Genomic DNA, 12,834 nt, shown 5'->3' with positions numbered 1-12,834 from the left:
ATTCTTATCGAATGTGGAAATATGTAGTGGATTGACTAGAAAAACTGGTATTTCCCAAGGAAAATGCGATGACTGGCCCTTATTCCTTTATTAACTTCAAGTGGGATGGGGGCTAATGATGCCGTGCCTCACAAGTCAGGATTACGTGAGATTAAGTCACTGCCGGTACGATTCGCCACATGGAAAGTGTGCAGACGTTTGTCACTGACGTCATCAATGACAACTATTGGAAGATCATCCCCTTCCTTCTCATTGCTGCAGGAGTCTACTTCGCTGTTCGTACACTGGTCGTTCAAATTCGAATGATTCCAGATATGTTCCGAGCAGTTGCAGAAAAACAAGACACACCTGAGTCCCACACAGATGAGCAAGGTATTTCTGCGTTCAAAGCTTTCACCATCTCTGCCGCTTCCCGTGTGGGAACTGGAAACGTCGCCGGAGTCGCCGTAGCAATCACGCTAGGCGGCCCCGGCGCCGTTTTTTGGATGTGGATGATCGCGCTCCTAGGCGGTGCAACCGCCTTTGTGGAATCGACTCTGGCACAGCTGTGGAAGACGAAAACTGCGGATGGCACGTATCGCGGTGGCCCGGCGTATTACATGACCAGGGGTATAAATGCGCGATGGCTAGCAGTCATCTTCGGCGTAGCCATCACGATTACTTACGGTTTTGTCTATAACTCGATCCAGGCAAACTCTATCGTCGAGGCGACTGGCGCTTCTTTCGACTCCTCGACGATGACTTTTAAAGTCGTCGTCGGGCTGATCCTAGCGGCTGTGACTGGCGTGATTATCTTTGGTGGCGTTCACAGGATCGCAAACTTTACCCAGATCATCGTTCCAGTTATGGCATTGGCGTATTTGGCTATCGGCATCCTTGTTTTGTTGCTCAACGTGGAAAAGATACCCGGAATGTTTGCCAGCATCCTGGAGCACGCCTTGGGATTTAAAGAGATCGCAGGTGCGACAGTGGGCGCTGCGTTTATGAACGGTATGCGCCGTGGCTTGTTCTCTAACGAGGCTGGTCAAGGTTCTGCACCGAATGCTGCAGGAACAGCCAACGTCTCCCACCCCGTAAAGCAAGGCTTGGTGCAGACTTTGGGCGTGTATTTTGACACGATTTTGGTGTGTTCCATTACCGCTTTCATTATTTTGCTGGGTAATCCGACTTTTGGCGATAACGTTCAAGGTGCCACCTTGACGCAGTCGGCTCTTGCCGGCGAGGTCGGCGCATGGGGCACACACTTTGTCACCGTTATCCTGTTCTTCCTCGCATTTTCCTCGGTGATTGGTAACACCTTCTTGGCGCAGTCCAACATTGAGTACTTCACAAACTCTAAAGCTGTGATGACTACTTTCCGCATCATTGTGATGGCTTGTGTGTTCGGTGGGGCCATCGGCCCGTTGCCGTTGGTTTGGGCTCTGGGGGATACCTTTGCTGCGACAATGGTCGTGATCAACTTGATTGCTATTATTCCGCTGGGCGGAGTTGCTGTGAAGCTGTTGAAGAATTACAACCAGCAAAAGGCACAAGGCCTCGACCCTGTTTTCCATCGCGACATGCTCCCCGAGCTTAAAAATGTAGAGTGCTGGGACGGTTCGGATCCGGTTACTCGCCGCGACCATCAGATCGTGCGTGAAGTGTAATACAAAGAATTACAGAAAAGCCCTGTTTTCTTGCGGGAACTTGCCCAAAGTGCCCTGCGTAAGAAAGCGGGGCTTTGTGCTGTTTAAGATGTCAACAGCATTGAGGGGAGGCGTCGACACGCTTATAAGGGGGCTTGGGTATGGTAGTGGAAACTCATTATGAAAGGTCGATACGTGGACAACGGTGAATCTAGGGGAGCAGCGAGACAACCTGAGCAGGTTCGGCTCACCGCCTGGGTTCATGGACATGTACAAGGGGTGGGATTTAGGTGGTGGATGTACACCCAAGCGATGGAGCGCGGGTTAGCTGGTTCTGCCACGAATCTTGTGGACGGTCGAGTATGCGTTGTCGCAGAAGGCGACGCTGAATCCTGCCAAAGCCTGTTACATATTCTTAAACGACCTGATGTAGATGGCAGGCCTGGAACCGTGTCTACGGTGGTGGAACTCTGGTCTGAGCCCAAAGGCGTGCACGGTTTTATCACCCGCTAAAACATGTTTGTTTGCTGGCTTATCGTGATTCCTCTGCACGATGGTTTGCTAGACTGCCTTGGGTGTATTTGAAGTCGCTTACGCTTAGAGGATTTAAGTCCTTTGCCTCTGCGACGACCCTAAAATTTGAGCCAGGAATCTGCGCTGTGGTGGGCCCGAATGGGTCTGGAAAATCCAATGTTGTGGATGCACTTGCTTGGGTGATGGGGGAACAAGGTGCAAAGAACCTGCGTGGCGGCAAGATGGAAGACGTCATTTTTGCGGGAGCAGGGGAGCGCAAACCACTCGGCCGGGCGGAAGTCACGCTCACCATCGACAATAGCGATGGCGCTTTGCCTATTGAGTATCGTGAAGTTTCTGTTACTCGCCGTATGTTCCGTGATGGTGCTAGCGAATACGAAATCAACGGCAGCCGCGCCCGCCTCATGGACATCCAAGAGCTGCTCTCTGATTCCGGCATTGGTCGGGAAATGCACGTTATTGTTGGGCAGGGCAGCCTTGCACAAATACTTGAATCACGTCCTGAGGATCGCCGGGCGTTCATCGAAGAGGCAGCAGGGGTACTAAAGCACCGGCGACGAAAAGAAAAAGCGCAACGCAAGCTCGTCGGCATGCAAGCAAATCTGGATCGCCTTAATGACCTCACAACGGAGCTGCGTCGACAACTTAAGCCACTGGCGCGCCAAGCCGAAGCTGCGCAACGTGCCGCTACCGTTCAAGCAGACGTAAGGGACTCTAGATTACGGCTTGCCGGGCACCGCGTAGTGGAATTACAAGAACAGCTTAATTCCGCGGAGTCCCAGGCGCGGGTGCTATTGGAAAAGGTCGAGCTCGTCACCGAACAACTCGAAGAAGCAACTGCGCAGCAAACGGAGATAGACGATCTCCTAGCGGAGGCAACCCCGCGCGCAGAAAGTGCACAGCACCTATGGTTTGAACTTTCTGCCTTGGCGGAGCGGGTAGCCGCGACCCAGAGAATCGCTTCCGACCGTGCCTCTTCCATACAAGAAGTTGCCTATTCTGGCCCGGATCCAGAAATTTTAGAGAACAAAGCCGCGCGTGCAGATGACGAATACCGGGAGCTGGCGGAAGCCGCAGAGATCGCGCGGGAGCGTTTAGACGCCATCCACGAAGAGGCAGAGCAGCGTGAAGAGGCCGCTCGTGAGGCGGAACAGGAGCACCTAGCGCAGGTCCGAGCCATTGCAGATAGACGCGAGGGCGTAGTCAGACTTCTCGCTTCAGAAGAATCCCAACGCAAGCAAGTTGAGTCGGCCCAAGCTGAGGTTTCGCGCTTAACAGAAACATCCCAGGCTTCTTCTCAGCGCCAGCGCGAGCTGATAAATGAGAAAACTGCGATAGATGAGACCGTAGCTCAGTTACAGGCGGAGATGTCTCCGCTCAGTGAGCGCCACGCGCAGGCAACGACGGAGGCCGAAACCTCCGAAAAACGGCTTGAGCAGCTCCGCGTACAGCGTGGTTCCATCGACAAATTAGTGTCTCGGTTGGAATCGCGCATTGAGACCTTAACCGCAACCCTGCAGGTGGCAACCTCAGAAAACGTGCTCTCTGGGCTGGAGGAATGCGCTCCTCTTGGGCCAAAGATTCGTCCACGACCGGGTGCAGAGAAGGCAGTTTCTGCCGCTTTGGGGCGCTTTACCGAGGCATTAGTAGCTGCAATCTTTGACGCAGGATCTGTGAACGATCTTGATTCGGTTGCTCGGACCATTGTGGTCACCAGCGCAGGTTCCGAGGGCTGGCGCATGGATGCTGATCTGCCTTCTGGCGCATCATGGCTACTAGACCACGTAGACATGGACAGTGATGTCCGCGGTGCTATCACGCGAGTGCTTGCCGACGCAGTCTGGGTGCCAGACCTAGAAGCGGGACGAACCCTCATAGAACAAGACCCACGGTTGCGTGCTGTCACTTCTGAGGGCACCATGCTGGGGCAAGGATGGATTGAGTTAGGCTCTGGCGGCTATAGCTCAGTGGAAGCTGCGTCTCATATAGAAACAGCTCAAGCTGAACTTGATATAGCTCACGCCCAGTTGGAAGAGTTATCTGGAACTTTGGAGGGCGCCCACCATGCTGCTGCAGAGGCCCGCGTTGCGGCTGCCCGCGCAACAGCGGCTTTAAGGGATCACCAGCATCGAATTTCTGAAGCTGAAAGGGACAGCTCCAGATTGCAGCAGCAGTGCGACGCCCATCAAAAGCAACACCAACAAGCTCTTGAACAATGCACAAAAGCTGAAACACGAATGCACCAGCTCCAGGAAGAATGGGAGGAGATAAAGAGTCGTCTGGATAGAGTGTCAGACAGTGACACCCCAGAAGAACCCTCCAGTGTCGCCCGGGATGAAGCTGCTTCCGCCTTGGCTCAGATCAAAGCGATGGAGATGGAAGCACGCTTGAACTTGAGGACAGCCGAGGAACGCGCGGAAAATGCTCAGGGTAAGGGCGAGGGGTTGCGTCGACAAGCTCATTACGAGCGCCAAGCAAAAATCCGCCATGAGCAAGCGATGGAACGCCGGATAAAACAGTCGCGTCTGGCGGCTGCAGTTGCTGAGGGTGCGAACATGCTTGCCCAGCGAGTATCCACGGCATTGGAGAAAGCAGCCACGGAGAAGAACTCAGCTATCGCAGAACGTACTCGCCTGGCAGCCCAGGCCGCTAGTGCAAAAGATGCGGTCAATGCTCTACAGAATCAGCTCAACCGACTGAGCGATACTGCTCATGCCTCAGAAATCGCCCAAAGCCAGTCTCAAGTGAGGCTAGAGGAAGCCCAAGAAAAATTAGTCGAGCAACTCGGCGTGCCGATAACGGACTTGTTGCGTGACTACGCGCCGGGAGCTGATTTTGACGTAGCTGCGGAACGCGCGCGTCTGAAGCAAGCAGAAAAAGACCTCAGTGCGCTTGGCGAGGTGAATCCTTTGGCTTTGGAGGAATTTAAGGCGCTAGAAGAGCGATATGAGTTTTTGTCCACCCAGCTAGCCGACGTGGAGCAGGCACGACAAGACCTCGGAGGCGTGATCGAGGACGTAGACGCGAAAATCCTGCAACTTTTTACCGACGCATGGCGCGACGTAGAGGCTGAGTTTCCGAAGGTTTTTGCAACTTTGTTCCCAGGCGGGGAGGGGCGTCTTATCCTGACCGAGCCCGACGACATGCTGGCTACGGGAATTGAAGTGGAAGCTCGCCCTCCAGGAAAGAAAGTAAAGCGGTTGTCTTTGCTCTCTGGTGGTGAGAAATCGCTGACTGCGCTGGCAATGTTGGTTGCTATTTTCCGGGCTCGGCCTAGTCCGTTTTACGTGATGGATGAGGTGGAAGCAGCACTTGATGATGTTAACCTTCGTCGTTTGATCGCTTTGTTTGAAGAGCTGCGGAAAGACTCCCAGCTCATCGTTATTACGCACCAGAAAACAACGATGGACGTAGCCAACGTGCTGTACGGCGTAACAATGTGTGGCGACGGCGTAACGCGTGTGATCTCTCAGCATATGAGCCCAGGTGCAGTAGCGGTTGCGCAAGGCGATTCTTCAGGGAACACGCCAGAGGAGAAGGCTTGAGAAAACCCACGCAGAATTAGTGTGGTCTGCCCGTATTCTTTGGCATCGCCAGCCGGATTATAGCGCTGAAATTTATGAGTATTCAGCGCGCTGCGGCGGTTAGGTATTGAGCCTTTGTGCAGGGTATCCTCGAATCTTTGTCACATCTTCGTATCTACTTTGTATCTAAAACTTTTAAGAAAGGGGACACATGAGCGAGTCAGTTCATCCGATCGCAGACATTACGGATTCACTGCTAGGTTGGGCTTCGCAAACAGAATTGGAACTCGCTCAGCGGCTTCAAGCTGAGACGCTTGTGATCAACGTTGATTTGCGTGACGATGAGCTTGAAAGAATCGAACGGCTTTACGGTATTTTCCTTACCCGCCAGCTTGTCGCCGGAGCAGACCTGAAGGCACTGTTAGGAGTTAGCCCAGCGTTGACCATCACCACTTTGGTCGGTCGGGCGCGTCGCGTTGTAGACACTGATAATTTTATTGCGGAGTACCTGGGCGGCCTGGGGCTTTCTCCAGAGTCGCAGGCAGTAGTCGGTGGGGTTGATGTTGCGCAGGTACTTGCCGAGGTAGCACCAGCAGCTTTTACGTCCCTTGATTTGTATACGGCACCCGTCGGAGATTTCGCTGAACTACTGTGCGTTCATGCCGGTATTGTGAACAATGAAGTCCCCGCGCTTCTAGAGCTTTTCGACGCCCACGAGGTAACCACTGCAGCTGAAGTCGCAGAAATAATCGTTGCCGCTGCAGAGCCACGGCTGTTCGCCCACGCACTTGCGGTAGCGCCAGTAGAAGCCACCAGGGTTTTGGCTGGTATTACCGCATTGCGAGACTTTGCTCTCGAACACCCGAATTCTTGGTTTGATCGCTCCTATGCATGCTGTGAACCACAGCTTCCCGCGCCTATCGCTGCAGCTGTGCGCGCAGAACTTCGTGAGCGCCCGGTGGGGACGCTGGATCGTGAGTCTGCAGTGGGCGTGGCAAACCGTGAGCTACGTCCGCGAATTTTGCTTGATGTTTCCCGACGGAAGGTATGCCTGCGTCTTCCTGAGCAGCGTGTACCTACGCTGGAAGACGGGAGCTTTGGGGAGGTCAACTGGCGCGTTAGCATCGACGGAACCACAAAGGTTTATCGCACAGGGTGCGCGTGGGGAGACGTCTCTGGCTTAGCGCAGCAGCTGGATGTCACCATTTCTCACCCCGTCCGTGAGGTGACCGTTCAAGACGTAACCAATGGGATTACGTGGAATGTTCCGGTGGTGGATAACGACGACCCGACTGTGATCTTTACATCGCGTGGCACCAATGTGACGGATAAAGTTTCCCTTCACCACCATAATCTTCTCGTCTTGGCACCAGCCGATGCCACCTTGATGGATGTGGTCAGCGATCATGAGATCTATGAGTCTGATTCCTTTAGCGTAGAAGGCTGGGAGGGCTGGTTGTGCCACGATCTGGATGTCAACACCGTGGCTTCTATTGCTACCGTGGCTCCTGGTACAAACCCCAGCATGGATCGCGTACGTAGCGTCGATCCTCGTCAACGCGTCATTTTCCGCTCTCCCGACTACGCGATTGATTATTTGAGCAGCTCCGGCGGGCTTCCTATTCACGCTGAGTCGCTTGTCGCAGAATTTCCTCCTACGCCATCGGGGCAAACAGAAACCTGGTACCTGACGATTTCCTCGTTTGGTGGCGTCGGCTCTGCAGGTGAAGAGGTTGCACCGCCGGAGCCTTTGGAGGTTCCAGCTGAGGGTGGGGCTTTTGCTGTTTTCGATCCTGAGCTTTACGACGCCCCATGGGTAGGAGAGTACCTCGTGCGTCTGCGCGGTCCTCGCAATGAAAGCTTTAGGCATGAATATGCAATCGTCGAGGGTGCACACGCAAATATCAACGTTATCGGCGCGTGCCGTTCCTTCCGCATTCCTTCTGGCGGCGGTTTGTCGGAAACCGTACTCACCCTGCGCTCAAGTGATAAAGAATTTATTGTTGAGCCATCTGAGGTTGTGGTGCGGGCACTAGAACCAGCCGCTAATGTGATCGTGTCCACTGAGGAGGGGGACCAACTTCCGCTTCGCTTTAGCCCACCAAGCCTTGCTTTTGAGTTCCCACTTCTTACGGAACCTCCGATGTGGCGCGCAAGCCGCTTGACTCTCCGCCCGCGTGATATTGATATGCGCGGCATCCTGCGCATCCGCGGTCGTGGTGAGCTCGGCGATCCCAAGATCACTGTGCGTAACCACCATGGCGCTCCAGTGAAGACCGCGCGCTTGCGCAGCAACGACGGTGGCCTCACCTACGTCACGCCCATGGCAACGATCGCTAGCTCCACCAATGTGTTGCCCTTCGGGCGAGTGGATTTTGAATGGACGGATCCCGTAAGCGATCGACGTGTTTCTGTGGCACTGGCAGATATTCATTCTTCCGATGCAGAAGAATTGACCTTGGTTGATGAGACCATTGTGGTTTCCGGTGGTGGGGAACGTCCTTTGGGTGTCTGGGTATGGCCTGCCACAGCGCCGTGGGCTCCAGCGCGTGCGCTTCCTGTTGTCGAGGGATCCGTGAAGCTTCCGAGTTCACTTGTTAAAGCCGGCAATCTTATTGTTCAGGTGCACACAGTAGATCGTTTTATGACTCTCATCGCTCCCGTGTCGCCGGGGGGAAATGCGGTGATTCTTGAGCAGCCTGGTCACTTTGAGGGAACCGACCCCGCGCTTGGGGCGCTATCGGCGTTTTTGGCTGGGGAAACTGAGGAGGTGCCGGCGTCGGAAAGCATCATGCCAGTGCTCTGGGACATGGTGACCACGGGCGTGGCCTCGGGAGAATCCGCTAAATCTGTCCGCAAGGTGTTCAGCAGCAATCCGAGTGCCGCGCTGACAGGCCTATCGGAATCGCTTGTTCCCGCAGGTAAGCAGCCAGGTCGCGTGGTAGAAAGCGGATTGGTGCGAGCGAGGTTCGAGGCGGGAGTAGGCACTCATCACAGGGCGCCGTGGATCGGCGTGCTAGAGCTGCTGGGGTCCCTGGACTCCATGACAGGCGCAGACGGAAAACCGCTGGCACCGGTTACTCCAGAATCTGCTGAGCCTTCTGCGGCGGATGAAGACTTGGTAGCTGCCGTGCTAGGTGGAGAAACCCTTGTCAAGGCTGATGCGGGTCGAAAGAAGATCAGTGACGGTGTGGCTGCAAAGCGAGAGATTCTTGCCAATATCAAGGACATTGCCGGCGATAACGTTGTGAGCATCCTGAAGACTGGACGTGACACCACGCTGGACACGGCGTGTATTGATAAATCCACAGTAGCGATTGCAGGTATGGCTAAAGCCCAGCAAGCAGCGCTATTGGAGATGTTCTTCTCTCGTTCACAAATCGTTCCTGGATCGCTCATGGACGACGGAACACGTTTGCTTGCGGTCTTTGAGACCTTTAATAAACGCACCGAACTGCGTGAGCTCTTGAGCAATGAAGGCCTGATTAAGTCAGCGGTAACGTTGCTTCGCACCCTGCGCAGTACTAACAAGGTTCTCTACTCAATGGCGCGAATCCGTTTTGACAAGCTCGATGGCGTGGACACCGATGCACATGAAAATTTGTGGGCACTCACGCCGGTAGTCTCCCTGGTGCTGGCGTTGGCCGCTCGAATGCATGCTCATGGGCTGGTGTCGTCTAACAAAACGCTCGATGCCGCGACACCAGGTTGGGCAAAGCTTGCCGACGTCGTGCCGGACCTTGTTACCGGCGACTTGATCGCCGCAGACGCCATTATCTTGGCGCTGGCTAAACCAGGTATCGCTTAAATGACGGGCTAATCGCATGGCCTGCTCACAAGCCCGTAAGACGTGGTTGGAACTTACGTTTTACGGGCTTGTGCGTTGCTGCTTAGGGCGTTGCGAGGGGATAGGAAAAGCTACAGAGGTGTAAAACCCGCAAGAATTTGCAACTATTAGAGGTATGTCAACTCCTGTGTTAATCGGCATCCTTATTGTCGTCCTTGCGCTCATCGTGGTTATTGCTGTTGGCCTTAGCCGAAAACGATCCAAAACTATTAGTTTTGATCGCGGTGATGAGGACGAACCAAAACAGCTTACACAGCAAGAACGTTCCGGAAACTATCAAGCTCAAGGCGGCTTTAATTTCTCCGCTGGGCAGGCCTCTGCTGCTCCCGTAGAAAAACTGCCAGTTGCTTCTCCCTCCTTTGAACCAGTGCAGGAAACACCGGTAGATCCGGTGGCACCGCTAGCGCTTCCGGAAGAACCACTAGCAACACAGGAAACAGAAAAACCTGGTGTGCATCTCAATGAGTCGGAGTTAGTCGACCCGGTCTCTGACTCGGAACTGCCAGTGGCTCATCACGCAGAATCTGAATCAGATGCAGCCTCGGCGGCTGAAGCCGCAGCTGAGGCTCAAGAGCTATTTGAGCAACAGCAAGAAGCAGAAGAACAAGCCAAGCACGTCGAAGAAAACTTTGTGGAGCTTGATGAGTTCCATGAAGAACCTGTCGAGGATGCGGCAAAAGAGTCTCTTATCCATGACGAAGACAAAAAAGAAGAGGCGAAGCTAGAAGAAGACGCATATGAAGCCGCTGTCGCAGCAAGTGTCGCAGCGTCTGGTGCAGAAAAGGCCTTACAGGAGGCTACAGATGAGCCTGTGGACAGTGCTGCTGCGGCAGAAGCTGTGCAAACGGAGTCTCAAGACGATATCGCTCCCGCGACTGGACGCATCGGACGGCTACGAGGCCGTTTGTCACGATCACAGAATGTCTTTGGAAAATCTGTCTTGGGTATGCTTTCTGCAGGTGAGCTTGATGAAGACGCGTGGGAAGATATTGAAGCACAGTTGATCCAAGCCGATCTAGGCGTAACTATCACGATGAAAGTGGTAGAAGACTTACGCGAAATGATTGCCGAGCGGGGAGTCGCTAGTGAGGCCGATGCGCGTGCGATGCTGAAAGAATGCCTGATCCGCGCTTGTAAGCCCGAGCTTGATCGCTCGATTAAAGCGATGCCTTACGAGGGCAAGCCTGCTGTGGTGCTGGTAGTAGGAGTAAACGGCACTGGCAAGACCACAACGACAGGCAAGCTCGCACGTGTGCTGGTAGCTATGGGGCATTCGGTGGTCTTAGGCGCTGCAGATACTTTCCGTGCAGCGGCGGCTGATCAGCTTGAAACGTGGGGACGTCGAGTTGGCGCACGGACAGTGCGTGGAGCTGAAGGTGCCGATCCTGCCTCGGTTGCCTTTGACGCAGTTGCTGAGGGCGTAAAAACTGGTGCCGACGTGGTGCTTGTAGATACCGCAGGCCGCCTCCATAACTCCAGTAACCTGATGGATCAGTTGGGAAAGGTCAAACGCGTTGTGGAAAAGAAAGCCGTGGTTGATGAGGTCCTTCTTGTTCTGGATGCCACCACAGGCCAGAACGGGCTTACGCAGGCGAGAACTTTCCGCGAGGTCGTGAACATTACGGGTGTGGTTTTGACCAAACTAGACGGAACTGCCAAGGGCGGTATTGTGTTCCAGGTTCAGGAGGACCTCGGGGTCCCCGTCAAACTGGTCGGATTAGGAGAAGGCGCCGACGACCTGGCACCTTTTGAAGTAGAAGGCTTTGTTGACGCGTTGCTTGGTTAAAACAGCAAGCTAAAGCCCCTTGTGCGGTGAGTGGTACACCAACCCTCATCATGCAAGGGGCTTTTGCGATAAGGCACCTAAAAATAATAAAACTGTCGATTTATAGAAAACTAAATCTGTTGCCCTATAGTTATTGAGGTGGGCGCGTGTTCACTCAATGAGATTAGGGAGCAGATATATGAATCCGGATCAGATAAATCACGCTTCCGGTAGTGCTGCGTGGATACTTATTTCTGCTTCATTGGTGTTGCTTATGACTCCGGCCTTGGCATTTTTCTACGGTGGTATGTCTCGTCAAAAATCCGTACTTAACATGCTGATGATGTCTTTTGGGGCACTGGGAGTCGTATCCATTGTGTATGTGCTCTGGGGATGGTCTATGTCATATGGATCAAAGTCTATAGGTGGGATATTTGCTAATCCCTGGGAACTATTTGGACTGCGTACAGCAATTCTGGATTCTTCACATCATTACGTTGTGGGCGTGAATGGGTATGCAAATGTTATAGATATTGGATTTCAGCTCACCTTTGCGGTTATCTCTACTGCCATCATTTCCGGTGCGATTGCAGAGCGCGTGAAATTTGGAACGTGGCTTGTCTTTATAGCCCTATGGGTTAGTTTTGTTTATTTTCCGTTGGCTCACATGGTGTGGGGGCCGGGATTCTCTCTCATGCAGCAAGGGGTGTATCTGCCTGGATGTTTGGAACTGCTGGTGGCATGGCAGCGATCCCTCCCATTGACTTCGCAGGTGGCACGGTAGTGCATATTTCCGCAGGAGCTACAGCCTTTGTTCTAGCCGTGGTCGTAGGTCGTCGACATGGCTTTCCTAGCAAACCTCAGCGCCCACATAATCTTCCCATGGTCATGCTGGGAGCGTCGCTGCTTTGGTTTGGTTGGTTTGGTTTTAATGGAGGCTCTGCATTTGCGGCAGATGGGGTGGCGGGGCTTGCATGGCTAAACACTACGGTGTCGGCTGCAGCAGCAATGCTTGGTTGGCTTGCGGTGGAACGGATAAGGGACGGCCATGCTACCTCTTTAGGTGCGGCATCGGGGCTCGTAGCTGGGCTTGTTTCTATAACTCCTGCGGCGGGAGACTTAACACCAATGACGGCCATCGTGCTCGGAAGCATGGGCGGTATTATAGGGTCCTTTGCCGTAGGTCTTAAGTATCGTTGTGGATTCGATGATTCAATTGATGTGGTGGGGGTTCATCTAGTCGCAGGTCTATGGGGAACCGTGGGAGTGGGACTTTTGCCCACGACAAAGGCCTGCTGACCGGTGGCGGAGTAGCGGGACTAAAACTCTTTATAGTTCAGCTTGTCATAGCTGCTGTGGCTGTTGTCTTTGCAGGTTTCATCTCTGTGATACTCGCATACTTGTTGAAGATAACACTGGGATGGCGAGTGGACCCAGAGGTGGAAAACGCTGGAATCGATTATGCGGTGCATGGGGAGACGGCGTATGAAACGGTGAATACGGGGTGGGGATAACAACCTGGACTAACGCGGTGAGTGT

General features: G+C 53.8%; 5 protein-coding genes and 1 pseudogene. All 6 read left to right on the top strand.

The genetic code is table 11. The annotated features are described in order from the left end of the window. Window positions 1-179: 179 nt before the first annotated feature. Window positions 180-1,646, top strand: a complete 1,467-nt coding sequence (locus CBE74_RS20275) for an alanine/glycine:cation symporter family protein (RefSeq protein WP_087454215.1) — start codon at window positions 180-182, stop codon at window positions 1,644-1,646. Window positions 1,647-1,805: 159 nt separating this feature from the next. Beyond that, window positions 1,806-2,138, top strand: coding sequence for an acylphosphatase (locus CBE74_RS20270; protein ID WP_171483187.1), 333 nt, complete (start codon window positions 1,806-1,808; stop codon window positions 2,136-2,138). Window positions 2,139-2,200: 62 nt separating this feature from the next. Beyond that, entirely contained in the window at window positions 2,201-5,704 is a 3,504-nt protein-coding gene (gene smc, locus CBE74_RS20265) for a chromosome segregation protein SMC (protein WP_087454913.1), read from the top strand. Between the two features lie 190 nt (window positions 5,705-5,894). Beyond that, window positions 5,895-9,491, top strand: a complete 3,597-nt coding sequence (locus CBE74_RS20260) for a hypothetical protein (RefSeq protein ID WP_087454214.1) — start codon at window positions 5,895-5,897, stop codon at window positions 9,489-9,491. Window positions 9,492-9,657: 166 nt separating this feature from the next. Continuing rightward, a complete protein-coding gene (gene ftsY, locus CBE74_RS20255; RefSeq protein ID WP_087454213.1) occupies window positions 9,658-11,316 on the top strand; it encodes a signal recognition particle-docking protein FtsY in 1,659 nt (552 codons plus the stop codon). A 178-nt stretch (window positions 11,317-11,494) separates the two neighbouring features. Then, window positions 11,495-12,809: pseudogene (locus CBE74_RS20250) on the top strand (ammonium transporter). Window positions 12,810-12,834 lie beyond the last annotated feature (25 nt).

The sequence above is a fragment of the Corynebacterium silvaticum genome, from assembly GCF_002162115.2.
Taxonomy (GTDB): Bacteria; Actinomycetota; Actinomycetes; order Mycobacteriales; family Mycobacteriaceae; genus Corynebacterium; species Corynebacterium silvaticum.
The sequence above is the reverse complement of the archived record's forward strand: the minus strand, read 5'-3'. Positions and strand labels throughout refer to the sequence as shown.

What these genes read in the sequence shown, in the direction of transcription:
- CBE74_RS20275 (WP_087454215.1), top strand. Translation starts at nt 180, where the DNA reads ATGGAAAGTGTGCAGACGTTTGTCACTGACGTCATCAATGACAACTAT.
- CBE74_RS20270 (WP_171483187.1), top strand. Translation starts at nt 1,806, where the DNA reads ATGAAAGGTCGATACGTGGACAACGGTGAATCTAGGGGAGCAGCGAGA.
- CBE74_RS20260 (WP_087454214.1), top strand. Translation starts at nt 5,895, where the DNA reads ATGAGCGAGTCAGTTCATCCGATCGCAGACATTACGGATTCACTGCTA.